Source organism: Paraburkholderia sp. UCT70, from assembly GCF_050434085.1.
Classification (GTDB): domain Bacteria; phylum Pseudomonadota; class Gammaproteobacteria; order Burkholderiales; family Burkholderiaceae; genus Paraburkholderia; species Paraburkholderia tuberum.
Window position 1 is genome coordinate 2,134,446 of sequence record NZ_JBNPVZ010000002.1, and the last position, 25,682, is coordinate 2,160,127.

29 protein-coding genes are annotated in these 25,682 nt (G+C 63.8%); 7 read left to right on the forward strand and 22 right to left on the reverse strand.

Features of this window, described 5'->3' with window-relative positions; genetic code table 11:
• Nucleotides 1-12: 12 nt before the first annotated feature.
• Both OKW41_RS12115 and OKW41_RS12120 read right to left on the reverse strand, forming a co-directional pair.
• Nucleotides 13-759, reverse strand: a complete 747-nt coding sequence (locus tag OKW41_RS12115) for a FadR/GntR family transcriptional regulator (protein ID WP_429572626.1) — start codon at nt 757-759, stop codon at nt 13-15.
• A gap of 94 nt (nt 760-853) precedes the next feature.
• Nucleotides 854-2,668, reverse strand: a complete 1,815-nt coding sequence (locus OKW41_RS12120) for a S10 family peptidase (protein ID WP_429572627.1) — start codon at nt 2,666-2,668, stop codon at nt 854-856.
• Nucleotides 2,669-2,883: 215 nt separating this feature from the next.
• On the opposite strand from OKW41_RS12120, the gene OKW41_RS12125 reads away from it, so the two are divergent.
• Nucleotides 2,884-3,873, forward strand: coding sequence for a ferritin-like domain-containing protein (locus OKW41_RS12125; protein WP_429572628.1), 990 nt, complete (start codon nt 2,884-2,886; stop codon nt 3,871-3,873).
• Nucleotides 3,874-3,959: 86 nt separating this feature from the next.
• On the opposite strand, the gene OKW41_RS12130 is transcribed toward OKW41_RS12125, so the two are convergent.
• Both OKW41_RS12130 and OKW41_RS12135 read right to left on the reverse strand, forming a co-directional pair.
• Nucleotides 3,960-5,135, reverse strand: coding sequence for a pyridoxal phosphate-dependent aminotransferase (locus OKW41_RS12130; RefSeq protein ID WP_429572629.1), 1,176 nt, complete (start codon nt 5,133-5,135; stop codon nt 3,960-3,962).
• 217 nt (nt 5,136-5,352) lie between these two features.
• Complete coding sequence (locus tag OKW41_RS12135) at nt 5,353-6,840, reverse strand: RNA polymerase factor sigma-54 (protein WP_429443690.1); 1,488 nt, start codon at nt 6,838-6,840, stop codon at nt 5,353-5,355.
• A gap of 509 nt (nt 6,841-7,349) precedes the next feature.
• Between OKW41_RS12135 and OKW41_RS12140 the strand changes: the two genes are divergently transcribed.
• Complete coding sequence (locus tag OKW41_RS12140) at nt 7,350-7,688, forward strand: BON domain-containing protein (RefSeq protein WP_429443691.1); 339 nt, start codon at nt 7,350-7,352, stop codon at nt 7,686-7,688.
• 94 nt (nt 7,689-7,782) lie between these two features.
• Here OKW41_RS12140 and OKW41_RS12145 read toward each other — a convergent pair whose 3' ends face one another.
• The 6 genes from OKW41_RS12145 to OKW41_RS12170 all read right to left on the reverse strand — a co-directional run bounded on the left by OKW41_RS12145 (nt 7,783) and on the right by OKW41_RS12170 (nt 11,375).
• A complete protein-coding gene (locus OKW41_RS12145; protein WP_429443692.1) occupies nt 7,783-8,235 on the reverse strand; it encodes a PA2169 family four-helix-bundle protein in 453 nt (150 codons plus the stop codon).
• Between the two features lie 389 nt (nt 8,236-8,624).
• Complete coding sequence (locus OKW41_RS12150; RefSeq protein WP_429572630.1) at nt 8,625-9,206, reverse strand: hypothetical protein; 582 nt, start codon at nt 9,204-9,206, stop codon at nt 8,625-8,627.
• A 96-nt stretch (nt 9,207-9,302) separates the two neighbouring features.
• Complete coding sequence (locus tag OKW41_RS12155; protein WP_429572631.1) at nt 9,303-9,647, reverse strand: DUF1488 domain-containing protein; 345 nt, start codon at nt 9,645-9,647, stop codon at nt 9,303-9,305.
• Nucleotides 9,644-10,216, reverse strand: coding sequence for a DUF4142 domain-containing protein (locus OKW41_RS12160; RefSeq protein WP_429572632.1), 573 nt, complete (start codon nt 10,214-10,216; stop codon nt 9,644-9,646). Before OKW41_RS12160 ends, OKW41_RS12155 begins: the two co-directional genes overlap by 4 nt.
• 60 nt (nt 10,217-10,276) lie before the next feature.
• Nucleotides 10,277-10,828, reverse strand: a complete 552-nt coding sequence (locus OKW41_RS12165; protein WP_429572633.1) for a type 1 glutamine amidotransferase domain-containing protein — start codon at nt 10,826-10,828, stop codon at nt 10,277-10,279.
• Nucleotides 10,829-11,030: 202 nt separating this feature from the next.
• Complete coding sequence (locus OKW41_RS12170; RefSeq protein ID WP_429572634.1) at nt 11,031-11,375, reverse strand: chemotaxis protein; 345 nt, start codon at nt 11,373-11,375, stop codon at nt 11,031-11,033.
• A gap of 171 nt (nt 11,376-11,546) precedes the next feature.
• On the opposite strand from OKW41_RS12170, the gene OKW41_RS12175 reads away from it, so the two are divergent.
• Nucleotides 11,547-12,848, forward strand: coding sequence for a DNA topoisomerase IB (locus OKW41_RS12175; protein WP_429572635.1), 1,302 nt, complete (start codon nt 11,547-11,549; stop codon nt 12,846-12,848).
• A gap of 27 nt (nt 12,849-12,875) precedes the next feature.
• Here OKW41_RS12175 and OKW41_RS12180 read toward each other — a convergent pair whose 3' ends face one another.
• On the reverse strand, nt 12,876-13,172 hold the full coding sequence (locus OKW41_RS12180) for a hypothetical protein (protein WP_429572636.1): 297 nt from the start codon (nt 13,170-13,172) through the stop codon (nt 12,876-12,878).
• An 87-nt stretch (nt 13,173-13,259) separates the two neighbouring features.
• Entirely contained in the window at nt 13,260-13,571 is a 312-nt protein-coding gene (locus OKW41_RS12185) for a hypothetical protein (RefSeq protein WP_429572637.1), read from the reverse strand.
• 300 nt (nt 13,572-13,871) lie between these two features.
• On the opposite strand from OKW41_RS12185, the gene OKW41_RS12190 reads away from it, so the two are divergent.
• Together OKW41_RS12190 and OKW41_RS12195 are read left to right on the forward strand one after the other, a co-directional pair.
• Complete coding sequence (locus OKW41_RS12190) at nt 13,872-14,378, forward strand: PRC-barrel domain-containing protein (protein WP_429443701.1); 507 nt, start codon at nt 13,872-13,874, stop codon at nt 14,376-14,378.
• Nucleotides 14,379-14,440: 62 nt separating this feature from the next.
• Nucleotides 14,441-14,854, forward strand: a complete 414-nt coding sequence (locus tag OKW41_RS12195) for a DUF3175 domain-containing protein (protein WP_429443702.1) — start codon at nt 14,441-14,443, stop codon at nt 14,852-14,854.
• A gap of 37 nt (nt 14,855-14,891) precedes the next feature.
• On the opposite strand, the gene OKW41_RS12200 is transcribed toward OKW41_RS12195, so the two are convergent.
• From OKW41_RS12200 to OKW41_RS12220, 5 genes are all read right to left on the reverse strand, one after another.
• A complete protein-coding gene (locus OKW41_RS12200; protein WP_429572638.1) occupies nt 14,892-17,657 on the reverse strand; it encodes a LuxR C-terminal-related transcriptional regulator in 2,766 nt (921 codons plus the stop codon).
• A 159-nt stretch (nt 17,658-17,816) separates the two neighbouring features.
• On the reverse strand, nt 17,817-18,602 hold the full coding sequence (locus tag OKW41_RS12205) for a response regulator transcription factor (protein ID WP_429572639.1): 786 nt from the start codon (nt 18,600-18,602) through the stop codon (nt 17,817-17,819).
• Between the two features lie 3 nt (nt 18,603-18,605).
• Nucleotides 18,606-18,887 carry a hypothetical protein gene (locus OKW41_RS12210; RefSeq protein WP_429572640.1) on the reverse strand — a complete coding sequence of 94 codons (282 nt, stop codon included), beginning with the start codon at nt 18,885-18,887 and terminating at the stop codon, nt 18,606-18,608.
• A 2-nt stretch (nt 18,888-18,889) separates the two neighbouring features.
• Nucleotides 18,890-19,303 carry a YadA-like family protein gene (locus OKW41_RS12215; protein WP_429572641.1) on the reverse strand — a complete coding sequence of 138 codons (414 nt, stop codon included), beginning with the start codon at nt 19,301-19,303 and terminating at the stop codon, nt 18,890-18,892.
• Entirely contained in the window at nt 19,192-19,596 is a 405-nt protein-coding gene (locus tag OKW41_RS12220; protein ID WP_429573396.1) for a hypothetical protein, read from the reverse strand. The genes OKW41_RS12215 and OKW41_RS12220 overlap by 112 nt, the downstream gene beginning before the upstream one ends.
• 198 nt (nt 19,597-19,794) lie before the next feature.
• On the opposite strand from OKW41_RS12220, the gene OKW41_RS12225 reads away from it, so the two are divergent.
• On the forward strand, nt 19,795-19,986 hold the full coding sequence (locus tag OKW41_RS12225) for a hypothetical protein (protein ID WP_429572642.1): 192 nt from the start codon (nt 19,795-19,797) through the stop codon (nt 19,984-19,986).
• Between the two features lie 24 nt (nt 19,987-20,010).
• Here the strand turns inward: OKW41_RS12225 and OKW41_RS12230 are convergent, their stop codons facing one another.
• Genes OKW41_RS12230 through OKW41_RS12240 form a run of 3 tightly spaced genes read right to left on the reverse strand, consistent with a single transcriptional unit; the run spans nt 20,011 to nt 22,428 of the window.
• Nucleotides 20,011-21,159, reverse strand: a complete 1,149-nt coding sequence (locus OKW41_RS12230; protein WP_429572643.1) for a branched-chain amino acid ABC transporter substrate-binding protein — start codon at nt 21,157-21,159, stop codon at nt 20,011-20,013.
• 35 nt (nt 21,160-21,194) lie between these two features.
• The gene (locus tag OKW41_RS12235) at nt 21,195-21,416 is read right to left on the reverse strand and encodes an NAD(P)/FAD-dependent oxidoreductase (protein WP_429572644.1); all 222 of its coding nucleotides are present in this window, start codon (nt 21,414-21,416) and stop codon (nt 21,195-21,197) included.
• Nucleotides 21,400-22,428: an NAD(P)/FAD-dependent oxidoreductase gene (locus tag OKW41_RS12240; protein WP_429572645.1), complete on the reverse strand. Its 1,029-nt coding sequence runs from the start codon at nt 22,426-22,428 to the stop codon at nt 21,400-21,402. The genes OKW41_RS12235 and OKW41_RS12240 overlap by 17 nt, the downstream gene beginning before the upstream one ends.
• 344 nt (nt 22,429-22,772) lie before the next feature.
• On the opposite strand from OKW41_RS12240, the gene OKW41_RS12245 reads away from it, so the two are divergent.
• Nucleotides 22,773-24,200: a PLP-dependent aminotransferase family protein gene (locus OKW41_RS12245; RefSeq protein WP_429572646.1), complete on the forward strand. Its 1,428-nt coding sequence runs from the start codon at nt 22,773-22,775 to the stop codon at nt 24,198-24,200.
• A 21-nt stretch (nt 24,201-24,221) separates the two neighbouring features.
• On the opposite strand, the gene OKW41_RS12250 is transcribed toward OKW41_RS12245, so the two are convergent.
• Together OKW41_RS12250 and OKW41_RS12255 are read right to left on the reverse strand one after the other, a co-directional pair.
• The gene (locus OKW41_RS12250) at nt 24,222-24,521 is read right to left on the reverse strand and encodes a hypothetical protein (RefSeq protein WP_429571246.1); all 300 of its coding nucleotides are present in this window, start codon (nt 24,519-24,521) and stop codon (nt 24,222-24,224) included.
• Between the two features lie 13 nt (nt 24,522-24,534).
• Nucleotides 24,535-25,617 (reverse strand): IS630 family transposase, encoded by a 1,083-nt coding sequence (locus OKW41_RS12255; RefSeq protein WP_429571245.1) that lies wholly within the window; start codon nt 25,615-25,617, stop codon nt 24,535-24,537.
• Nucleotides 25,618-25,682 lie beyond the last annotated feature (65 nt).

Sequence of the window (25,682 nt, forward strand, 5' to 3'; positions counted from 1 at the left end):
GAAATCAGGGAATCAGGAAATCACCGCGGCCAACGGCTTCGTCGCATCGTCCTTGTAAATCTCTCGCACGAACGCCAGATGCCGCTCGGCGGCCTTGCGTGCCTTGGGCGCATCGCGTGCGACGACCGCGTCGTAAATCGCCTGGTGCTGGCTCATCAACTGCTTTTCCATCGCATCGTCGTAATCGATCAACCGATGATACTGGCGCATGCCCTCGCGAATCAGCGTATGAATGCCGTGCATCACATGCGCCAGCGCGACATTGTGCGTGGAGTCGGCGATCGCGAGATGAAACGCGGCATCGAGTTCGGCGAGATTCGCGCGATCGCGCGACAGCGACGCGGCCTTCAACGCCTCGAACGCCACGCGGATTTTCTTCAGATCGGTGGCGGTTGCGCGCTGCGCGGCATAGACCGTCGAAATCGCTTCGAGCCCCTGGCGCAACTCCAGAATGTCGGCACTGGTGCGCGGATTCTGCAGCAACAGTTCGGCAAGCGGCTTCGAGATGATGGGCGCGGTCACGTCGACCACCGTGAAACCGCCGCGCCCCGACGTTTCGATGTAACCGTCCGCCTCCAGCCGGATCAGCGCTTCGCGCAGCGATGGTCGCGACACGCCGAGCTGCGCCGCGAGATCGCGCTCGGCCGGCAGACGGTCGCCGGGCATGAGCGTGCCCTCCGAGATCAGTTGCTTGATCTGGTCGGACACCACGTCGGAAATGCGCTTGCGCGCGAAGGACGGAATCGGGGTGAATGGCATAAGCGGCGAACGATGAAGCCGATTGACAGAGCGCGCGGCTACTCCACGGTGCGGGGAATTATACCGTTCGACACCATGCGACGATTCGCCGATCTCAACGCGGCTGCTCCGTATAAAAGCTCACGAGGTCACGCTTCATCGCGTGCAGCGCGGCATCGTCGAGATACACCATATGGCCGGTCGGATAGTAGGCGATGCGCACGTTCTCGCGCAGCGACCGATCGAGGCCGAGATGCGCGAGCGCATATTCGGTCGCATAGAACGGCGTGGCGAGATCGAAGTAGCCGTTCAGCGATAACACCCGCAACTGCGGATTCTGCCGCATCGCTTCGGCCAGATCGCCGCCCGCGTAAGGCAGCTCCAGCCGTTCGCCCCACCATTCGCGATGTTTCCAGTCCCATTGCTTCAACGCGTCGTCGCTGAACACCAGGTAACGGTCGGTTGGCGTGTAGTGCAGGTCGTCCGACAGATGCTGATGAAGCGCCGCATTGAACGCATTCGACACGCTGCTCACCGACGCATCGAAGTCCGGATCCTCCGATGCATCGTCGTAGTTCAGGCCTTCGAAACGCGCATCGTAGCGGCCCACGCTGCGCGACTCGTTGCGCAGCAACTCGTTTCGAAAACGCGACGGATAAAGACGCAGACGGTTACGCTTCACGAAACCCACGTCCAATCCGGTGAAGTACGCGATGCGCGCGGCGATCGCGTCGCGCTGATCGTCGGGCAGCGCATCGCCCTGTTCGAGCGCCTGCGCATAGGGTCCGCGGGCGAACGCGCGTGCTTCGTCGAGAAAGGCCGGCAGGCTCGCGGGCTTCGGCGTGACCTTGTCGTGATACCACGCGATCGCCGCGAAACTCGGCAGATAACTCTCGCTCTTGAAATCGTTGCCAGGCGCGAACGCCGCGGAATTGAGCACCGACGACAGCAGGATCACGCCGTTCAGCGCGAGATTGTTCTGCCCCAACTGATAAGCGAGCATCGCGGCGCGCGCGGTGCCATACGATTCGCCGAGCAGGTACTTCGGCGAATTCCAGCGCTGATTCACCGTCAGATAACGGTCGATGAATTGCGCAAACGCACGGACGTCCTGATCGACGCCCCAGAAGTCCTTGCCCGAGCCATGCCCGACCGGTCTCGACAGGCCCGCGCCGACCGCGTCGATGAACACGAGGTCGCTGGTGTCGAGCAGGCTGTCGGGGTTGTCGTCGAGCGTGTACGGCGCGGGCGGCGTGCTCGCCGGGCTCGCGGTGCGCACGCGTTTCGGGCCGACCGAGCCCATCATCAGGAATACGCTGCCGGCGCCTGGGCCGCCGTTGAACAGAAAGGTGATCGGACGCGTCGCAGGCGTCCTGCTCGGCACCGTGTACGCGACATAGAACACGCTCGCGTTGGGCGCGCCGGTCTTGTCGTGCAGCAACAGATTGCCCGCGCTCGCCGTGTAGTCCAGCTTGCGACCGTTCAGACGAAGCGAATGCGTGGTGACGCTGGTGGTTTCGGGCGGCACGGGAATCGCGGGCGTCGAAGCCCTGTCGTTGCGAGGCGTTGCCGTCGCGTCGGCCGAGTCCGGTGCATTCGATGCAGCCTGCGTGTCGCCACGCGCCGCCGTCCGCTTGCGCGGCTCGCCGTTCGGGCGAGCCGTCATCGCGTGCGGCTCGCTCGATTCGCCGACCGGCGACGCGTTCGCCTCCGGCCCCTGGCGTGGTGCGATCGGCGCGAATGCGGCGGCGTCCGTGCTTTCCCCCGTTGCCGTGCTTTCCGAGGTGCTCGACGCATCGGCCTGTTCGGCTGCCATGCACCGTTCGCCGAACTGCATCACACCAGCGACAGAAAGCGTCACCGTCAGCGCGGCGGCCGGTAATCCGGCTGTCAGCAAGCGGCGCAATGAAGAAGAGAAGCGATGGATCATGAAGTTTTCCGCGACGGGTCGAAACGCGCTGGAATCGGGCTGGCCGGGTTCGGGAGCACACCCGGCGCTCGATTCTTGACGCAAGTTTGCGCGGCGTCAACCGTCGGCGTCACAGAGCGCCGAACATTACAAAGCGCTTTTTGCTCGACGTGGCGCAGAACTGCGCAGTCATGGCAGAATCGACAGCGCCTTCGTCGCCTTGTCGAGAATACCCAATGGACCAACTGGTACTGGATGCATTCGACGCTGCCGCGCTGATCCCCGGCTTTCGCGCGCCGCAACTGCCGCACGAGCAGCCCGACCCCTCGACCCTCGACGCCGCCGACCACGCGATGCGGCACTGGACTAGCACCGTCAGCGGCCCGCTGCCGCCCGGCTCCGACGTGCACCGGCAGGAAATGTGCCGCATGTTTCGCGAGACCTTCAATCCGTATCGGCCGGCCGTGCTCGCGTGGCCGCACCTCGAAGCCGCGACGCTCAAGCGCATCGTCGATTTGCCGATCTGGGACATCGCCGTGCAAACCGAAGGCAGGGCGCGCCTGCGCATGGCCGCCTACGCGGCCACGCTCGACACCCCGGACCTGCGCGACGCACTTGCGCTGAACGCGTGGGAAGAGAACCGCCATAAGGAAGTGCTGTCGCGCATGGTGCATGCGTATGGCATCGCGCTCGCGACCGAGCCGTCGTACGTCTATCCGAAAGACACGGAACGGGCTTACCTCGTGACCGGCTATAGCGAATGTATCGACAGCTTCTTCGCGTTCGGCCTGTTCGAGGTGGCGCGGCGCTCGGGCCTGTTCCCGCCGGCACTGACCGAGACATTCGAGCCGGTGATGCAGGAAGAGTGCCGCCATATTCTGCTGTTCGCGAACTGGGTCGCGTGGCATCGCGCGCAGCTTTCATGGTGGCAGCGCATCCGCTTCGAGCTCAAGGTGGCGGGTGTGTGGGCGTTTCTGGTGTGGGAGCGCATTGGGCTCGCACGTGCGATGGATGCTGAGGGCAACGTCCACGAGCACGATAACAACTTCACGGTAAACGGCGCGCAGTCGGTAACGGATATCGATATCAGCGTGCCCGAATTGATGCAACTGTGTCTTCAGGAAAACGAACGTCGATTCGCGGGGTATGACCCACGGTTGTTGCGCCCCGAAACGATGCCTCGGCTGGTGCGCTTCGGCTTGAAATTCGTGCGCAGGAAAAAGTAAGCCGCGCCGAACGCACTGCCCAGCCACCTTCGGCCGGCCGTGGTGCCCACCGACCGGATCGTCGCAATCTGCAACCCACCGCCCTCTCAGTCCCGCCCCCCTTCCACGAACCGCGCGATCCTCTCGCACGCCTCGATCAATCGAGCCTCGCCCACCACCAGCCCTAACCTCACGAAGCCGTTCGCCGTCTCCCCGAACGCACTCGCGTCGAGCACGGCCACGCCTTGTGCGCGAAACAGCTGCCATGTGAACTCGGTCGTATCGAGCCCGGTCCCGCTGACGTCGACCATCATGAACATGCCCGCTTCGGGCAACAGGCACCGCAAGCCCGGCACACGATGCAAGCGCTCGAACACGACGTCGCGCCGCCGCCGGTAGATCTCGCGAATATCGGCGACGATCTCCGCCCTGTTCTCCAAAGCCGTCAACGCGGCCTGCTGGATGAAACCCGGCAGGCCGTACAGCATGGCGAGCGCGAGCCGCGTCATGTGCTCGATCAGCGTCGCGGGCCCGATTGTCCAGCCGACACGCCACCCCGCCATCGCATGGGACTTCGACAGGCTTCCGAGCGTGACCGTGCGCTCCGCCATGCCGGACAGCGACGCAATGCTCACGTGATCGCGTTCGAACGTGAGTTCCGCATACACCTCGTCGGACAGCACCCACAGGTCGTGCTCGCACGCGAGCCGCGCGATGCGTTCGAGATCGGCGCGCTGCATCACCACGCCGGTCGGATTGCACGGCGTCGCGAAGAAAATCGCCTTCGTGCGCGGCGTGATCGCCGCTTCGAGCGCGTCGCAGTCGACGTGAAACGCGCGCGCCGAATCGACCGGCACCGCGACGAGCGTCGCACCCGCCGCGCGCACGCAGGCCTCGTAGGTCAGATACATCGGCTCGGGAACGATCACTTCGTCGCCCGCTTCGAGCAGGCACAGCGACACCGCGAACACGCCGTTTTGCGCGCCGGCGGTCAGCACCACGTTGGTGGCGCTCACGTCGCAGCCCGTCGTGCGCGCGTGCTCGGCGGCGATCGCGGCGCGCAGCGGCTCGCGACCGGCCATCGCCGTATAGTGCGTATCGCCGGCCCGCAACGCATCGATGGCGCGCTCGACGATCGGCGCGGGCGTCGAGAATTCGGGATCGCCGACGCTCAGCACGATCACGTCTTCTCCCCTGGCAGCCGCCTGCTGCGCGACCCGATGAATTTCCCACGCCGACGTGCGCCGCCCTTGCAGTCGCTCGACCAGATTCGAATACTTCATTGCGCTCACCCGTTGTTGTGCGGTCCGTTCCGCCGATCGCTTTCCAATTGACCCGCCAATGTAAAGGCACGCCGGCGAAACGTCCAGATACGAAAAAGGGTCATGCGAGCGGATAACCTCGCATGACCCTGTGCGCAATGTACTACGGTTTGAATGACTGTTTTGCTTCAAACCCCCGCCAGGTTTTATTTCAAACCCCCGTTAGAACTTCGGCGCGTCAAAGCTGCCGGCGCAGTTCAGCCGGCGGCACCTTCATCAGATGCCGGTATTTCGCCACCGTGCGTCGCGCGACCAGCACGCCCTGATCCGCGAGCATCTTCGCGAGCGTCACGTCCGACAGTGGATCGCGCGCGTTTTCCGCGGCGATCATCTCCTTGAGCAGCGCGCGCACCGCGGCGGCCGAGCAGGTTCCGCCGCTTTCGGTGCCGAGCTCGCGCGGGAAGAAATGCTTGAACTCGAAGATGCCGCGCGGCGTCGCCATATATTTGTTGCCCGTCGCGCGCGAGATCGTGGATTCGTGCAGGCCCAGCTCGTCAGCCACGTCACGCAGCACCATCGGCTTCAGCGCGATCTCGCCGTACAGGAAGAACGCCTTCTGATGCGCGACGATGCATTCGGCAACCCGCTGGATCGTATCGAAGCGCTGTTGCGCGTTGCGGATCAGCCAGCGCGCCTCCTGCAGCTGCTGCGCGAGCGGCGAACGGCTCGCGCCGGCCGACTGCGCGAACAGCTGCGCATACATGCGATGGATTCGCGCCCGCGGCTGCACCGCCGGATTGATCGACACGGCCCACTTGTTGCGCACCTGACGCACGATCACGTCGGGCACGACATAGTTATCCTCGGTGCGGCCGTAGCAATTGCCGGGCTTCGGATCGAGCTTGCGCACCAACGCGCAAGCCACACGCAAGTCCTCCGCGCTGCAGCCGATCTGTTTTTGCAACTCGGCCTGCTCGCGGCGCGCGAGCCTTTCCAGATGATGCTCGGCGATCTGCCGCGCGACGTCACGTCCCGGCGTATTGGCGGGTAGCGCATTGATCTGCAGCGCGAGGCATTCCGATAGCGAACGCGCGCCGAGCCCCGGACGATCGAGCGCCTGCACGAGGCGCAACGCCACCAGCAGTTCTTCCTCGGTCAGCGTGGGTTCCAGATCGACGCTATCGGCCAGGTCGGCCAGCGACTGCCGCAGATAGCCGTCGTCGTCGAGCGCCTCGATGATGAAACGGGCCACCGCGCGATCGCGGTCGTCTAGCCGGTACAGGCGCAACGCGTCATGCAACTGCTCGCGTAGCGTGGGTTGCGAGCGAGCCCAATCGGCCGGGTCGCTGCCGTCCGCGTCGCCGTTCTGGCGCGTCGAGTTGCGCGAACCGTAGTCGCCGGAAAAATCGGCGGGCATGTCGTCCTGGCCCGCGCTTTCGAGCGTATCGCTACCGGCGCTTTCCGCCGGCAGTCCGTCCGGCTCGGCGGCGGCAAGCGTATCGACGGCGGGCGGCGCGCTGGCGTCTTCACCTTCGCCTGGCGTCGTGCCGGCGAGCGCGACGTCCTCCGCTTCGGATGAGTCGTATTCGAGGAACGGATTGGTATCGAGCGCCGTGCGCAATTCCTGCTGGAACTCGAGAGCCGACAATTGCAAGAGCCGCACCGACTGCTGAAGACGAGGCGTCAGTGCGAGAGACTGCCTTGTACGTAGTTCGATTGAAGGCATTGGAGTGATCCCGTTCGTTAGTAGCCTCAGACTCAATGAGCCGAGTTCACTGACCAATGCAACGTCCGTACCAGATCGCGCAAGACGCTGTTTTGATTGCGCTTTGTTTATTCAGGAGGATGAATTGCCCTGACCGGGCGCGCCGGTTTTTACAAACGGCAGGCAATTTCCGGTCCCTTTCTTCACCTCTCCGGCGGCCTCGCGCATGGCCGCACTGCAACCGTATTCGTCAGTCGAAACTCCCCGGTGCGTGCGGCTTTCGCGAGCGGCATGGATTGGCTCGCAGCCGGCAGGCACGATGGTTGCGGGGCAACGGTGTGTGGATGGACGCCGCCCTTCGCAAACGCCTCGATCGAGCGCGGATGCGAGCACAGCGTCCGCTGTCGAGAAACGGGCCCCTGACGGTACCGTAGCGGCGACGACCCCACGTGTCTCATCAGCGGCTTCGGCCGCGATCGGCCACCGGCCAACAAGACCGCCATTTTCATTACCACCTGATGGAGAGAACCATGAAGACGATCCAGCTTCTGAAGACCGCAGGCAGCATCGCCGTCGTCGCGTTCGCGCTGAACGCGAACGCCCAGACCAGCGCTTCGGCCCCGCCCGCGGCGTCGGAAAGCGTCGGCCAGCATATCGACGATGGCACCATCACGACCAAGGTCAAGGCTGATCTGCTTGCCGCCAAGAACGTCAAATCGACGCATATCCACGTGAAGACCCGCAAGGGCGTCGTGTGGCTCACGGGTTCGGTGCCTTCGGCCGACGACAAGTCCGCCGCCGAAGATGTCGTGCAAAGCGTGAAGGGCGTGGCCAGCGTGAAGAACCATCTGAAGGTCGCGGCTGACTGATATCCGCGCGATCGGGTCGCACCGATTCGACTGAACAGAACGTAACAGAGCCGGCTGGCAGAGCCGGCTCTTCCTTATTGCACTGACGCGTCGATCAACGCTTCATCGCCGCATACTGGTCGCGCAGATCGCGCACGCGGTCATGCGTTTGCAGCACGCCCTGGTATTGCCGCTCGACGATTGCCCGCACGTCCGCCGGCAAATCCTTTTCCAGCGCGTCGTGATAGCGTTTCTTCGCGACGTCCTCGCCTTTTTCGCACTCGGCAAGAATCGCATGGTCGCTGCGATTCGCTACCGCCGATTTCACGTCGACCCAGCCGCGATGCAGCGCACCGCTCATGCTGCCGCCGGTCTCGGGCTTGCCGCCCAGGGTCTGAACGGCATCCTGCAACTCACGCGCACCGCGCGAGCAGTCCTCGGCACTCGAGCGGAACAGGATCTTCAGCTGGTCGTCGTGCGCATCCTCGGCTGCCTTCATAAAGCCCTTTTCGCCATCCTTCGACGTTTCGACCAGATCATTCAATACGGAAACAACGTTGGTAGCCATTCAATACCTCCAAGGGTTTCGTTCACCGCGGAATCCGCCGCGCGGGGCTTTTTATGTGCCTCGCGATGAATCGATTCGACGCGCGGCGGGCTGCATTTGATAGCCCGCATCACGCGTGCCCGGCACTGCATCGCGCGACGCAACAGCCGCCCATCCGCGTGCAACGAGGTCGACATGCGGCGGCGCGCATGACGGCGTCACGCCGGCCTCGTGCGAGCCGATGCATAGCGAAAGGCAGCTCGAACGATCGTAGCCGCCGCGCGATGCGCGGCCACCGCGGGTGTAGCGCGACGTCGAAACAGCGCGGTAAACGGAAAACGGAAAACGGAAAAAAACGGCCCGATGATCGTCATCGGGCCGTTTTTTGTTGGTATGCCGCGTCGCTCATATCACGCGCGCTTCTCCGCGAATTCCTTGATCGGCTCGGGCGTCTTCAGCGCATCGAAATCGGCCCAGCGTCCCTGCTGCCAGCGGCCGGTCGCCTTCTCGATCGACACGCCGCCCGCTTCATGCAGCACGCGCGCGGCGTCCAGCTGATTGTCGGGCGACACGTGCACGGCGACGAGCACGCCCGAATCGCGCGCCTCCTCGTGATACGGCACGCGATGGTCCGATTTGCCGCGCTCCCTCGTGCGCGACATCGCGCCGACCAGCGAGCCGACATACGCGCCGACGCCGGCCGCGATCAGCGACACCAGCAGCGGCGCGGAAAACACCGCGAAGATCGCCACGCCAATCACCGCGCCAATCACCGCGCCGATCGTCACGCCCATGCCCGCGCCTTTAGGCGCTTCTCGCGCGCCGGGGTCGGTATCGGTGTCGCCGCCGCTCGGGAAACGCGCATGCTGGCCGCGCGGATTGACGAAAAACAGTGTGACGTCCGCTTCCACGAAACCCGCATCGAACAGTTTTTGCGCCGCGCTTTCCGCAGCGGGAAAAGTCGTGAAGCGTGCCGCGACGATGAGTGACATACGGCCGCCTTATCGTTAATTGCCGTTCGCGGACCATCCGGTCGCCGGTGGCGCGAGTCGGAAGCTGCGCGCCCGTCAATGCGACACGCAGCGGCGCTACGCCGCGGCGCCGCGATCCGGTTCCATGCCTTCCACTCTGAACAGTCCGCTATGCAACACTACGCTTTCTCCGTTGTTCTGGTCGAGCGCTTCCGCGCAGACCGAGCGGATGCGCTGACAGCCTCTGTCGAAAGCGGCCATCAGCGCCGCTTCAAGCGCGGACTCCGCGCCGAAATGATCTTCCAGAGCCTCGGCAGTGATCGCGCAAACCACTGGCTCGCCATCGACGCGCGCAAGAAAGCGCACGGTCAGATTGGCGCCGTCGAAGGCCGCTTCGTCATCGGGGAAAGTGATCTGCATCAGAGAGTCCTCATAAGCAGGCCGCGGCAGGATCGCGTTCATGACGAGCCCTTCAATTTGCCGGCCAGTTGCTGCGCCATCTCGAGGTGATGCTTGATGGTTGGCAGCGCTTGCGCGGCCGCGGCCTTCAGTTGCGAGTCGGTGCCGCTCGCGCTTTGCTGCTGGAACAGGTCGACCGCGCGCTGATGCGCTTCCACGCCGACCTGCTCGACATAGGCCTGATCGAACTCGGTGCCCTTCAACGTCTGCAGTTTGCCGACCAGCGCGGAATCCGCGGACGGCGTCGGCTTGAAGCCCTTCTTCGCGACCAGCCCGGCCATTGCGTGCGACAGCTTCGTGTGGTCGGCGATCATCTGTTGAGCGAACGTCCTGACATGCGGATCGTTGGAGTTCTTCAGCGCAATCTTGCCAGCGGCGATTTCGGTGGCGTCCGACTTCGACGCTTCGAGCACGAACTGCTGATCCGCGGGTGACAGCGTCGTGCCGCCGGTCGGCGCTGCGCTCGCGGGCGCATCGCTCGCCTGCGCGCAGGCCGTGTCGATCGATGCCGCGCTCACGCCCAACACGGCCAGCGCGGCAGTCAACACTTGTAGGGAATACCGGAATTTCATGCATTTTCTCCCTGTCGAATCACCGATGCGCAGGCTCCGAAGCCAACGCGCCGCCTGCCATCAAGCCGCCTTGCGCCTCGTCAGTTGCCCGATCAGCGTCTTGTTGAACGCGGGAAGGTCGTCGGGTTTGCGGCTCGAAATGAGATTGCCGTCCTCGACCACTTCCTGATCGACCCACGTGCCGCCCGCGTTGCGAATATCGTCCTGCAGGCTAGGCCAGCTCGTCACCGTGCGCCCCTTGATGATCCCCGCCGATACCGGCAGCCACGTGCCGTGACAGATCACCGCGATCGGCTTCTTCGCGTTGTCGACCGCTTTGACGAACGCCTGCGCCTGCGGCAGCAGTCGCAGCGCGTCGCCGTTCACGACGCCGCCCGGCAACACCAGCGCGTCATAGTCGTCGGGACTGGCCTTGTCGAAGGTCGTATCGACGTCGACGGTATCGCCCTTGTCGACGTGTTTGAAGCCCTGGATCTTGCCCGGCTTCGCCGAGATCACATGGACCGTCGCGCCCACCTCGGTGAGCGCGCGTCTCGGCTCCACGAGTTCTGCCTGCTCGAAACCATCTACGGCGAGTACCGCTACCTTGTAGCCATTCAGTGCATCAGTCATGCGTGCTCTCCTTCATGCGGCGCCGCGGTCATGCACTTGCCCGTGATGCATGTGCATAGGTCAGCGCCTTCGCTAAGCGTGGTTTCGCAAAAAACGTGCCTGCTTGAGGCAGTGTTCAGCGGCCTGACATTACGTTGGCGCTGCACCGACGCTGCGGTTGCGCCGTTCAGCTCGAGCAGCCGCGTGTGCAAAAGCGTCGTGGTCAGACGTCGGTTTCGTCTTCGCCGGAGCGTTCCGCGCCCGGCGGCACTTGCGGATCGACGACGTGGTCGGTGTCGATATCGCGGTCCATCTCCAACGTCGAATCGCCATCGGCCGACGCGCGCTCGCCCGTACCTGAGCGATCGGTATCGCTGCCGAGTTCGGCGTCGCCGGCTTCGAGTGCGTGATTGTCGAGCTCCGTATCGACGTCGAAATCGTGACGCTTCGCGCCCGCCACGTCGCTGCCGCTATCGGACGAGTCGCTGGGGCCCAGCGCGCCCGTCGTGCCGGACGTTTGCTTGACGGTCTGTTGCGGCTCTTCATCGGGGTTGAGTGTGCTGCTCATGAAAGCTCCTTTTCCGGTTGGTCACGTCGACTTTTCCGCAAGGACCGTTCCGCCTCAGTGCGCTTGTCACCTACCAGTGGCATCGCCCTTGCTCCCCGCCGATCACACGGCACACATCGCATCTACTCGGCGAACCGGTTCGAACCGGGCTTGAAACTTCTACCTGCAACAATGGCTACCGCGACTCATTCCACATCACGCAGCCCGACCACCGCGAACGGCAACACCGCACCCCAACCGATGCCGCCGGGACTGCGCCACGCCGACGACACGAGGCCCGGCTACACACGCAAGCGCGACCGGAACGGCTTCATCTATTTCGACGTCAACGGCAAGCGCATCGTCGATGAGGACGAGATTAAACGCATCAATTCGCTCGCGATTCCACCCGCGTACGAAAACGTGTGGATCTGTCCCGATCCGCGCGGTCATCTGCAGGCGACCGGCCGCGACGCGCGCGGCCGCAAGCAGTACCGCTATCACCCCCACTGGCGCGAAACGCGCGACGCCGACAAGTACGAACGGATGGCCGAGTTCGGCCGCGCATTGCCCAAAATCCGCGCGCGCGTGGCGCGTGATCTGAAGCTGCCCGGCATGCCGCTCGACAAGGTCGTCGCGGCCATCGTGCAGTTGCTCGACACGACGCTGATCCGCATCGGCAGCGCAGAATACGCGCGCGATAACCAGTCGTACGGATTGACGACGTTGCGCAAGAAGCACGTGAAGATCAGGGCCGGTCAATTGCGCTTCCAGTTTCGCGGCAAGAGCGGCATCGAGCACGACGTGACAGTGGACAATCCGAACATCAAGCGCATCGTGCGACGTTGCGCGGAACTGCCCGGTCACGACCTGTTCCAGTATCTCGACGAAGACGGCACGCGCCACAGCGTCGGCTCGACGGATATCAACGACTACCTGCGCCGCGTAAGCGGCGCGGACTTCACCGCCAAGGACTACCGCACGTGGGCAGGCAGCGTGTACGCGCTGGCGGCATTGCGCCGCTTGATGTGCAGCAGCGCGGCCGAAGCGCGTCGTCATATCGTCGCGATCGTGAAAGAAGTGGCGACGCTGCTACGCAATACGCCCGCGGTCTGCCGGCGCTGCTATATCCACCCAGCGATCATCGGCGCGTTCGAGGCCGACGAGTTGCAGAGCCTCGCGCCAGACCAATCGCGCCGCGGACTCAAGGTAGATGAAGTGGCCTTTGCGGTGCTGCTCGCGCAGGCGGAAAAGCGTGCGGCGAAACTCGCGCGCGCATCCGGTGCCAAAGGACGCAAGACGCGGGAGTCGTCGGTCGACGACAGTATCAACGGTTCGTTGACGAGTCTGCTAAAAAAGTCGCGCGTCGTGCGCAAGAAAGCCACCGCCGCGAAAGAGAAAAGCGCCGCGGCACATTTGCGAGCCACGGCACGCGTGCGTACGCGGCGCGCTGCGCGGGAAATGGCATCCAAACCGAAACCGCCGGCCCAGTGACGGACTCAGCGCTGAATCGACCCCGGCTCAATCATCTTCCTCGAACGCCGCCATCACGAGCCAAACGTCGCGTTCGCCGTCGCGTATCTCCGCCGCCAGCGCATAGGCATCGTTTGGCGAACATACGCGCGCGAGCGTGCTATGCGCGACTTCACCGTTGTCGAACACACGCTCCGTCAACGGCCGCACTTCCTGCTTGCCTTCGAACATCGGCTGTTGCCGACGATACACGAGCGTCTCGGCCTTCCAGTTGCTGAAGCACTCGCGAACATGCGCGAAGTCCCCGCCGCAGATGTTCGCCTGATAATGAATTTTCTTCGTCACGATGTTCTCCCTCGATGGGGAGCGCGATAGCGCCGGCGCGTTACGATGAACGCACAGGTGCATGGCCGCGCCCGCATCGATCCAGCGTTACTGTCCCTTCGTATCGCTGCTGGCATCTGCGCCGGGCGTATTCGTCGTATCGGTCATCGGCTTGTTTGCCTTCGACTTCTTGTGATGATGTTTCATCGACGAAGTCGATCCCATGGTGCTGCCCGTGACATTCGACGCGGGCTCGTTGCCCGCCGTCGGTGCTGCGGTCGCCGCGCCATGCGCGTTGCCGCCGCCGGCGCCGCTATTGCCGTTACCGCCGCCCGCCTGCGCGAACGCGGCGCCCGACGCGACGGCGCCCGAGGCGACCACACATGCCGCGAACAGCCATGCCTTCGGATACTTACTCATCTGGGTTCTCCCTGAAGTAAAAAGGACGGGTGCGATCCTTCGGTTCCCTGCTGCCATCACTGAAAGGCGAGCAAGGCCTATGCCGCGCGATGCAGTCGTCGCATGCGCGCATCGCGCTTTGCTGATTAGCGCTTGCGTCGGCACGGACGAAATAATTGCAAACGCGCTCGCATACTTTACGCGCGCGCTGCCTCATCGCGCGGATGCGCCGCGCGCCACGGCGTAACGGCGCCGCATGGCTAGATGGAACGGCCGTTGCTAAATGCCTCGGTACATTCACCCCTTCAAAAGGAGCCCATCATGGTGATGCAGACCCAGACACAAGGTGCGAACATCGTCGGTAAAGGCGCCGCGACCGCGGAAGGCCCAGGTCCGGATGTAATGGCCGCGGCTACGCTCGACGGCAACAAGGTTATCAGCAGCGACGGCGAACACATCGGCAAGATCAAGGACATCATGCTCGACGTTCGTTCGGGCCGCGTCGCGTATGCGGTGCTGTCGAGCGGCGGCTTTCTCGGCATCGGCGACAAGCTGCTCGCGATTCCGTGGAGTGCGCTGACACTCGATACGCAGGAAAAATGCTTCGTGCTGAACATGGTGGCCGAGCGCGTGAAGAACGCACCGGGATTTGATAAGGATCACTGGCCATCGATGGCGGATCAGACGTGGGCCACCACCGTGCATCAGTACTACGGCAGCGAACCGTACTGGGGCGGCGACGTCTATACGAGGCGCGGCGATCTCGGCGTCGATGACATTCCCGCGGGTTCGTCGGATGCGCCCGAGGCCGGGGGCGTGAAGCTCTGATCGCCAAATCGACCATTTTCGACGCGGGGCGAATCCGACATTCCGCTTCAGGAGACAACACAATGGCGACCCGAAAGACCAGCAGCAAATCGAAACGCCCTGTGTCTCGTGGCAAGTCGGGACGGCCACCGCGTCAGCGCCACGCGCAGGCGCATGCCGCGCATCTCGCCAAAACCGCGAAGTCGAACGGCGCATCCGGCGCGAAGAGATGGTCGCATCACGTAATGGAAACGAGCGACGCGATGGACATCCAGAAGGATATTTTCAAAACCGGCAGCGCGGAGTCCATCGCGCAATCGTTGAAGCACTCGTCGACGGCGAGCCGTCGACGCAAGGGCACGCCGTTTCAATCGGCGATGTCGATGCTCAATTTCTACATCAATCGAGCGGGCCGAAACCTGCCGAAGGAGCGGCGCGATACATTGCAGCGGGCCAAGCGCAAGCTGCGCGAAGCGTTTGGACGCGAGCCGCAGTGAGGTGACCGGATGGCGGCGCATCACGCGGCACGGCGCTTCAGTCGGCTCCAGGCTGAATGCCGAAGGCAGTCTGCACGGCTTCGTACCGCGAATTGACGTTCAGTTTTTCGAACACGTTCTTCATGTGCCATTTGACCGTCTCGGGTGCCAGATTCAATGATCGTCCGATTTCCTTGTTGGACAGCCCGCGAGCGACGTAGCCCAGTATTTCGAGTTCTCGCGCGCTCAGTGTGCCCGGCGTCATCTTCGTGTCGGCATAGCTCGACGAAGAAGATGGCGCGTTATCCGCCTCGTCGAAAGCCGACAGCACCGTGCCGATATACGTGGCGTGCCCGGTCGCGATTTCCGATGGCGTGCGGCGAAAGCGTTCCAGTAACGCACGCATCGGCGGCCCCTCGTCCACGAAGCTATTGATCATCCCCATCGCGCCGCCGATCCGCAGCGCGTTTCCCAGCGCAGCGAACGCCTGTTCCGAAGCGCCGTTCTGCTCATGCGCGAGAGAAAGCAGCAGCGAAACGACGGCCTCGGCATAACGCCAGCCCAGTGCAACCAGATTGTCGAGTGAGCGCGAGAGAAAACCAACGGCGTCGCCGGCGGCATTTTCAGCGAGCAGAACGCGGGCTTGCAGCACGCAGTAGCTTGCCCACGTTTCCATCGCCGAGCCTCGTCGCCCTTCGCACATCATCGGTACACTCGCGCTCAGTTCGTCGGTGACCTGTCGCGCCTCGACCACCCTACCGTCGGCAAGCAGCTGTCTGACGGTTTCCGCATCGCACGCGAGCTTCAGACGCAACCATCGACGGGTTATCGCGAGCTGTCGACCGTCCTCGAGAACGGCGAGCGCCGGCCCTTTTTTGCCATCCCGCCACAGCAGGCGCGACGCGGTAAGCATATAGCGCATCAACGCGGCGAGCGGCGAGGTCTCCAGCGCGATTGTCATGCGAGCGTCGATCAACTTCCGCGCCTTGGACAGCTCGTTGCACTCGTAGTAAATCGACGCAAGGCAACCGGCTACCGCGGCCGCGGCCGCCGACCACTCCCCTAGCTGATCCTCGGAGTACCGCATCGCGACCTCCATCACCCGCCTCGCATCGGCAAGTTCGCCGTGTATCAGCGCGGCGATGCCGTACACCGCGTCGCGCAACATATCCGCGCTGTTCGGTTTCCGGCTGAGTCCCACCTGATCGACCCGCGCTCTCCATACGCGGGAGATGTAGGCGAACTGCCCTCTATACATCAAGCCGAAAATCTCCGCGCTTTGCCCGTAATGGCGTACCCACGGTTCCGCAGGCGCCGTCGATGCCTCAACGGCACGCCCGAGTTCCAGCGCATGTTCGCTGTCGTCGTTCACGCAAGCGATCACCGCGCGGATCGCGTTGATCTCCGCCCATGCGACCTCGTCGGCTACCGACCGATCATCACGGGCCATTCGCTCGAACTCGTCGGCAATCTCGCCGATCTCCTTCGACGCGCGCGCGGTCTCAAGCGACATCGCGAGAGCCCAGGCTTTCGCCAGACGCAAGCGCAGTCGACCCGCGATCACGTCCGGCGGCAGTTTGCGAATCCAGCCCGGCAGCATGAACGGGTCGCCGCGTTGGAGCATCTCCATCGCACAGTTTTCGGCCCACTGCGCCGCCTGCCCGATGTCGCCCGCAGCCAGCGCATGTCGCACGGCTTCGGGCCACAGGCGAGCCCGCGCGAACCACAGGCTGGCCCGGCGATGCAGCAACGGAACCTGTCGTGGCGTCTGACGCATGAGACGGCGGCGAAGCGCATCGCTCAGCAATGCGTGATAGCGATACCAGTTCTGCGTCTCATCGAGCGGCCGGATGAACACGTTATGCCGCTCGAGCCAGTCCAGCTTTTCTCCGCTTTCGCCCTCACCGCCCATGACATCGTCGCACAGCGTCGCCGTAAGCCGCTCGAGAATCGACGTGTAAAGCAAAAACGTCAGCATGGGCGGCGGCAAATGCGCAAACACCGTATCGTTCAGGTAGCGATCGATGCCGAAGCGGGAACCGGCGAGATGACTGGCGAGTGCGGCCACGTCATCGATCCGGTTCAGTCCGAGCGAAGCCAGTTGCAAACCGGCCACCCAGCCTTCGGTCGCGCTGTTCAACAACTCGACGCTGTTGCGGTTGAGCAGCGCGTTACCGGTGTGGTCGAAAAACGCCTGAGCATCGTCGAGCGAAAAGCGCAGATCGTCGACATTCACACGCGAAAGTTTGTCGGGCGAGCGCAGCCCGCTCAGCGACAGCGCCGGTTCGCCGCGCGCACCGAGCAGCACGTGCAGGTTGTCGGGCGCGTAGCGCAGCAGGCGCGACACGATCGCGAGAACGGATTTCGCGCTTAGACGGTCGACGTCGTCGAGCACCAGGAAAACACTACGGCCGTATGCGGCGATGCCATTGAGCAGCACTGAAATGACCGTTCTGACCGGCGTGTGTGCATCGTTATCGAGAAGTTGCTGTGCCTGCCACGCGATCTCCTTCGACGCGCGACAAAGTGCCGCCACCAGATAGGCCCCGAGTTGCTGCGGATCGTCGTCTTCTCCATCGAGACTGAGCCACGCAACGGGACGCTTCTTTCGCGTTTGCGCTTCGCTCCACGCGGCAAGCAAGGTCGTTTTGCCGAAACCCGCGGGCGCGGTCACAAGCGTAATGTGACGCGGACGTCGTTCATCGAGTCGCCGGAGCAATCCCGGCCGTTGCACGCAACCGGCGGGAAGACGCGGCGGCATCATCTTGGTCTGGATCAGCGACACGATCCATTCACGCTCGAAACTATCAGCGGTTGTATTCATGAGGTGTCCTCTCACCGGCTATCCGTGAGAGGCATGGAGGGTCGTTGTGAATTTGCTTTCAAGATACGCCGAACCGTATGACGACTCAATGAGGAGCCGCGCAACGAGGCGCGACCAGCGCAATCCGCTTCGGGTCGCTCATGGCCTCGTGTCGGATCGCTAGCGGAGATCGCCTTGCGCGCCCTGCTCGGACCTGTCCTTCTCCGCGACAGCGTCTTCCGGCTCGGCGCTCGCCGGCGCTTGCGCTTCCGCGCTGCCAGCATCGACCTCGTCGAGCCGGTAGCCGTGCGTATAGACGGTCGTCAATCGCACGCCGTTGTCCGGATGCAGGGCCAGCTTGCGTCGCAGCCGGTAGATATGCGTGTCGATCGTGCGCGACGTACTATCCAGCTCGCGGCCCCACGCAAGCTTCGCCAGAAGCCGCTTGGAAACGACCCGTCCGACGTTCGCGAAGAAATAGGCCGCCACGTCGAATTCCTTTTCCGTCAACAAGATCGATTCGCCGTGCAGAAAAACACTGCGCTGCGTGACGTCGAATACATACGGCCCAACCGCGATTGCACTTTCCACCTTTATGCTGCGTCGTGTGCGACGCAACAGCGCGCCTACCCGTGCCCCCACCTCTTTGGTCCGGAACGGCTTGACGACGTAGTCATCCGCGCCGGCGTCCAGCGCCTGCACGATGTCGACTTCCAGAAGCCGGCTGGTCACGAACAGCACCGCGGGTTCGCGGCCCAGGTGACGGCGTATCCAGTACAGCACCTCGAAGCCGCTCATGCCCGGCAATTCCCAGTCGAGCACCACGAGATCGACCTCGTTGGCCTGAAGAAAACTGATTGCGTCCTTGCCCCGCTCGACCTTGTTTATTCGATGCCCGGATTGCCCGATTTCCCTTTCGACCGAATCAGCTTGCGCGGGATCGTCTTCCACCAACAGGATATTCATCTATCACCTTTTTCTTTCGCCCTGGCGACTTGAAGACCGGCCCGCTCGACAAATGCGGCGAAAGACATTTGCATCTGGAATTTCACTCACACGAGCAACCAGTTCAAACAGGACGAAAAAGCCAACATAAAAAATCGCATACGGCACCAGGTCGGCGTGAGCGGCCAGCGGCGCCGGCCCCGTACGCCTTGTGAATTTCGAGAAGAAAGATAGAGCCAGTCGCTTTTCAAATCCCCCCCTTTGGGAGGGGGGGATGGTGTTTTCGAAGGGGGGGTCATATTGCACGATCACCCCCCCTTATCAGTGATTCGATCTGGCGCGCGAGCATCCGGCCGCGCGTCGGCTGCGGTAATGGATCGGGATCGTCGCGGACATACAGCCGGTTTCCCCGTCGCGCTCGTACCGACGCCGCCCTTGACCTTCAGGTTGGCGGTCACGCGCGCGGAAAAGCCGATTGCAACGGCCGTGTAGCCCTTGTAGTTGCCCGAGCCGATTCCAACCGAGAGGGTCTTGCCGGGGTCGACGTCCGGGATCATCGTCAACGCGGTCGCGCCGGCGATGCCTGAATAGGCCTGGCGCGCCACCGCGTTCACCCCCTGCTGAACCGAGTCCAACTGCTGCATGTTGACTGCGTCGGTCGGACTGACGCCCGGCGCGACGTTCGAGATCGTCCGTTCGTGACCGAGCGAGCCGATCGACACCGAGTTCGCGTCGCTGGCGACGGAGCCCGCACCGAGCGCGACCGAGTTGGGCGCGGCCGCAACGCATTCGCGCCGACCGCCGACGAACCCGCGCCGCTCGCCTGCGCGCCCGACCCCAGCGCGACGCTGCCGCCGACACCGCCGAGCGTCACGCTTGCATGGGACGCGTTGTCGTACAGCACCGCGTCGTTGGCGATCGCGGCCACCGCCTGCAACTGGCTCACGTTGACCGCATCGGTCGGCGCGGTGCCCGCGGCGACGCCGGTCAGTTGGCTCGCGCCCGCGGTGCCCATGAAGTCGCCGACGTTGCCGCCCGTGTTCGCGCCGACCGTTATCGTGCCATTGCCCGGCGCGCCGCCGACCTGCTGCACGAGGCCGACGGTGCCGTTGGCGATGCCTGTCGACAGTGCCGTCACACTGCTCGACGCCGTGGCGAGGCCGGTGGACAACGACGCGAGATTGCTGTTGGTGGACGTTACGTCGGTTTGTGCGTGCTGATGTCAGTTGAGGTCGAAGTCGACAACGAAGTCAATTGCCTAAAATTGACGGCATCGGTCGGGCACACGCCCGCGCCGCGCATTACGACGACCTTGCCCGGTTGCACGCGGCCGTCCTTGATCGCCGCGATCGAATCGTCGGATGTCGAGAAGCGGATCGCCTCGCCGGTGAACGCGGGCTGCTGACAGCCGGCCCAGTCTGAACAACGCTCACACCCCACTGCCGCCCACGGTCCGCTGACTCTTCCACTGCCCCTGCTGTACCTCGAACAGCGTATAAGGCGGCTTGATCAGATCCCCATGCGGATCGAACGCGATTTTCCCCGTCACGCCAGTCACGTTCACTTTTGGAAAAGCGGCGACGATCCTGGCGCGATCGAGCGAGTCCGCGTCCTGGATCGCCTGAATCATCGCCAGCGCGGCGTCGTATGCGAACGGCGCATAAAGCTCGACATCCTGATTGAAGCGCGCCTTGTAGCGCTTGCCGAACTCCTGCGCGGACGGCAGCTTGTCGAGCGCCGGACCGGGCTCGAGATCGCGTGTACCTTCGCCCGCGTTGCCCGCAATCTGCAGGAACGCGTTGCTCTTCAGCGCGCCCGCGCCAAACAGTTGCGCGGGCATGCCGAGCGAGCGCATCTGCTTGACCAGCATCGCTCCCTGTTCGTCGAGCCCGCCGAAGAAAATCAGGTCGACGTTTTTCTGCTTCAATGAAGTCAGGATCGCGCGCAGATCGACCGCCTTGTCGTTGGTGAACTCGCGATCGACGATATTGCCGTTCGCCTGCTTCGCGCCCTTCTCGAACGCATCGGCGAGGCCCTGGCCGAACGCGGTGCGGTCGTCGATGATGCCGATGCGCTTCGCCTTCAACTGCTGCACCGCGAACTCGCCCGCGATCACACCGCCCACGCCGTCGTGCCCCATCGTGCGAAACACGTTCGCGAAACCCTGCGCGGTGAGCGCCGGGTTCGTCGAGCCCGGTGTGATCATCGCGACGTTCGCCGTGTGATAGACGGCCGAGGCCGGAATGCTGCAGCCCGAGTTGTAATGGCCGATCACGCCGACCACGCCGTCGTCGACGAGCTTCTGCGCGACCTGAATCGCGATGCGTGGATCGGCCTGATCGTCCTGCACGTCGAGCACGTATTTGACGGGTTTGCCGCCGATCATGGGATGCTTCGCGTTCGCTTCGTCCACCGCGAGCTGCGCGCCGTTCTGCAGATCCTTGCCGACCCGCGCGACGGGTCCGGTCAGCGGTCCGACGAAGCCGATCTTGACGATTTGCGGCTCGGCGCCGTACGACGGCGCATGCGCACACAACATCCCAAGGGCGAGTGCGACAACCAGATTTCTGCGTTTCATGATGTCCGTCCTTTTCCGTGCAGCAGTTACGGTGGTTAAAAACGACGCGGGCTATATGGCGTGAGATCGACCGGCGGCACGCGCCCCACCACCAGATCGGCGACGACGCTGCCCGTGACGCCGCCCAGCGTGACGCCCAGATGCTGATGACCGAATGCGTAGACGACGCGTGGCGACCCGCTCGACGGCCCGACGACCGGCAGGCCGTCGGGCAGGCTCGGACGGAAACCGAGCCAGTCGCTATCCGGTTGCGGCAATTGCGGCAGCGCGTGCTGCGCGGAGCGCGTGATCAGATCGAGCAGCGCGGCATTGCGCTGTGGTCCATAGCCGCCGAGCTCGACGGTGCCCGCCGCGCGGGATGCCGCCGTCCATCGGCACCATGTAGAAGCCGCGCTCGGCCCAGCCGCACGGCCGCGAAATCAGCGACGACGTGCCGGGAAAACGCACGTGATAGCCGCGTTCGGTATCGAGCGGTACGCGGTCGCCGCATTGACGCGCGAAGCGGCCCGAAAACGCGCCGGCACAGACGACCACCTGCGCGGCGGCGTGGGCGCGACCCGCGTCGTCGACGATGCGCACGCTGGTGGCGCCCGGCACGAGCGTACGAACCGCGCTGCGCTCATGCGTGAGACCGCGAGCGAGCAGCGCCGCATGCAGCGCCTGCAAGAAGCCGCGCGGATCGCTGAGGAACCAGCTGCCGTTGAACAACGTGCCGTGCGCAAAGATCGGCGCGAGATTCGGTTCGAGTGCGGCGATGCCGGCGCGGTCGAAGTTTTCGAAGCTCACGCCGAGCGACCGGCGCAATGCGAGCGACGGCTGGGCGGCCTCGAACGATGCCGCATTCGAATACAGGTACAGGCATTCGCGGGGCCGCACGAAGCGCGACAGGTCGTCGCTCTCGAGCATCTCGCGATAGCCGTCGAACGCGCGCGACAGCAGGCTCGCCAGCGCCTGCGCGCTGTGCTCGTAGCGGCGCGGCATCGACGCGTACAGAAAGCGCGCAAGCCACGGCGCGAGTTGGGGCAGATAGCGCCAGCGAATCCGCAGCGGACTCGTCGGCGAAAACAGGAAACGCGGCAGATTGCGGAACACCGCCGGGTTGTTCACCGGAATGCATCCGTAGTTGGCGAACGTGCCCGCATTGCCGTATGACGTGGCCTCGCCCGGACCGAGCGCGTCGAACAACGTGACGTGGTGACCGTCGCGCATCAGCCAGTAGGCGCACGACAGGCCGACGAAGCCCGCGCCCAGCACGGCGACTTCGCTCATCGCGTTCGCCGGCCGGCCAAACTGGCCGCTCGACCCGAACCCGCACCGGACGCACCGACCGGCAGGAGCGTGCTCTGCTGTTCTGTCACAACCGTCCCTCCTGTACTACAGTTGCGCGTCGCCTTTCGACACAGCGCCATACAAATCATGCTTTAATACTCACACAAAGTTTTTTTGTGTTCAATTAATTTGGCTTTGTGTGGACTTAGGTACTTTCCCCGAGCGAAACGGGCGAGCATCGTGCAGGGCAACGTAACTTTCGCTTGGCGAGTCGATGACAAACGGGTTTAGTATTGGCTTGTCCGGTACGGTCGAACGAGTTTTTGTATGGAGATTCAAGCTGGATGAAAAGCGCAATTGACCACACAAACGGTGAAGACGTTCTCCAGACAAAGGGGCGTCAGCCGACTTATCTCGAAGTGTCGCGCAGCCTCGAGGAAAAAGTCCGCAGTGGCCTCTACCCGCCGGGCAGCCGCCTGCCGCCGCAGCGCGTGCTTGCGTTGGAGCTGGGCCTGAATGTCTCGACCGTGTCGCGCGCGTACAAGGAGTTACAGACGCGTGGGCTGATCGTCGCGAGCAAGCGGCGCGGCTCGATCGTCATCGGCGGCGCCATGCCTGCCGTACATGCCCGCAGCGACAGCACGTCGGCAAACGGCAACCCCAACCGGAACGCCGTGCTCGATCTGACCGTGAACCGGCCTGCCACCGGTGAATTCCTCACACAACTCGCGCGGACGATGGCGCAAATTGCGCACGATCCCCGCTATCCGGAGACCCAGGAATATCAGCCGCCGCAAGGCCCCGAATGGGCGCGGGCCGCGGGCGCGCAATGGCTCGCCGCGCCCGGCTTCACTCCCGGCGCCGACAGCGTGGTCGTCACGAGCGGCGCACAGCATGGCCTGTATGCGGTGTTGAGCAGCTTGATGGGGCATGAAGGCGTGATCCTGTCGGATCAGCTGACCTACTATGGGCTGAAAGCCCTTGCGCCGGTGTTTCAGTTCGAACTCGTCGGCATTCCGAGCGACGACGAAGGGCTGCTGCCCGACCGTCTCGAAGACGCGTGCCGGCATCGCCGCGTGAAGGCGATCTTCACGGTGCCGAATCTGCAGAACCCGACCGTCGTGACGATGAGCCTCGCGCGTCGCGCGGCGCTCGCCGACATCGCGCGTCGGCATCACATCGTGATCATCGAGGACGACGTGTACGGCCCGCTGCTGCAAGCGCGCCTGCCGACGATCGCCAGCCTGTGCCCGGAGCTGACCTTCCACATCACGTCGACGTCGAAGATCCTCGCGCCGGGTCTACGCATCGGCTATCTGCGCACGCCGCCGCATGGCGCGGCGCTGGCCGCGGAAGCGGTGCGAACGACCGCATGGATGCCTGCGCCGCTGTCGACGCTGATCGCGACACGCTGGATCGAGGACGGCACCGCGCGGACGATCCTCGACGCGCAGCGCGCCGAGTTGCGCGCGCGCCAGGAGATCGCGCGCGAACTATTGCCCGCCGAGCATCTGAAGAGCGACCCCGCATGCATGTTCGTGTGGTTGCGCGTGCCGCCGCCGTGGCGCTCGGACGACTTCGCGGCAAACGCGCTCGCACGCGGGGTCAACACGATGCCCGCATCCGCGTTCGCGGTCGATCGCTCGACGGTCGAGCACGGCGTGCGGATCAACCTCGCTTGCGCCGAGTCGCGCGAGCAGTTGACGCGTGGCCTGCAGATTCTCGCGCACACGCTGCGCGACCGGCCGCGCGCGCTGTTCGGCACGATCTAGTACAACATCCTTTAAATACGTTTAATAATTATCAGGCTGCAAATAAGGCTGTAGGAGCGTGACGACCACATCGGCCATTTCGTCGAGCGAACCCGTGCCCGGCAGCGGTTCCCAACGCCCACTATGGCTACGAAAGGCGGCGCCATATCGATTGCGGCCGAGCTCGGTGAGGCGCGCCACGACGGTTGGCTCGTCATCGTCCAGACGTTTGATCAGCAAGTGGCGCCCGTAGGCTTGCGTGACGATCTGCTCATGACCGAGCAGGCTGCGCAGTCGACGCTGCAGTTCAGCAGCGTGGTGTTTGGCAGGTACAGCTGGCATCTGCGTTCCTCGATTACGATGCACCGCTTTGCAGCGGATAGCCCCGGAAACTCCATTTGAAGGGGCGTGCGGCCTGATTGTGCTCGCCGACGAACTGCCCGGTGCGCTCGCGCAGGTGCGCGGTGCTGGTGTGGCTGGCATGGCGCAGCACCCGGCGCGTATAACGGGCAAACCAGAGTTCGATCTGATTGACCCAGCTTGCGTGCAACGGCGTGAAGTGGAAGTGAAACCGCTTGCCATGCCGCGCATTGAACGCCTGCCAGACGGCCTGCGCGCGATGCGTGTTCAGATTGTCCCAAACCACGTGCACCTGTTTGTCTGGGTACGCGGCCGCCACGCGTTCCATGAAGGCTACCAGATCGTCCTGGGTGCGCCGCTCGCGGCACTCTGCCAACACCTTTCCGGTATGCACATCGAGCGCAGCAATCAACGCCTGGGTGCCGTGACGGATATATTCGAATTCACGGCGACGCAGCCGTCCTGGCGCGGGTGCCCGTCCCGGGTGCTTGCGCTCAATGGCCTGAATGCCGGTCTTCTCGTCGATGCTGAGCACGACCGCGTTTCGCGGCGCCTTGCGGTACAGCTTGCAAATCACGTTGACCTTCTCGCGAAAGGCCGGGTCTGGACTGTGCAGCCATTGCCGGACCCGGTGCGGGCGTACGTCGCCGGCCTGCAGAATGCGCTGCACGTGACTGCGGCTGATCTGCCCGACGACGCCGCGCTCCACGGCACGCGCCGCAATCTCGTCGAGTGTCGGCGTGACCCGTCCCTCAGGCTCCTGCGCTTCACACGCCAGCGCAATCAACTGCAGTCGCGCTTCGTGCGTGATGCGTGGCGGACGGCCACTGCGCTCGCCCTCGCGAATACCCTGGACACCTTGCCGCGCAATGCGCTTGCGCCACAGGCAGACCGTTTGCACCGAGACACCCAGTTCCCGCGCAATCACCGTATTGGAGTGACCCTCGTGGGCCCACAACCCGATACGCGCCCGCATCACATCTCGCTGCGTAGCCGTCTTCCGCTCAATCAGCGATAGCAGTTCCTGTCGTTCTTTATTCGCCAGCTTCACTGGCGTTGCATGGCGGCCTCGGCTCATTCAGACATGATAACCGGGGCAGTTGATTATTCAATCTATTTCAGGGATGTTGTACTAGCTAGCAG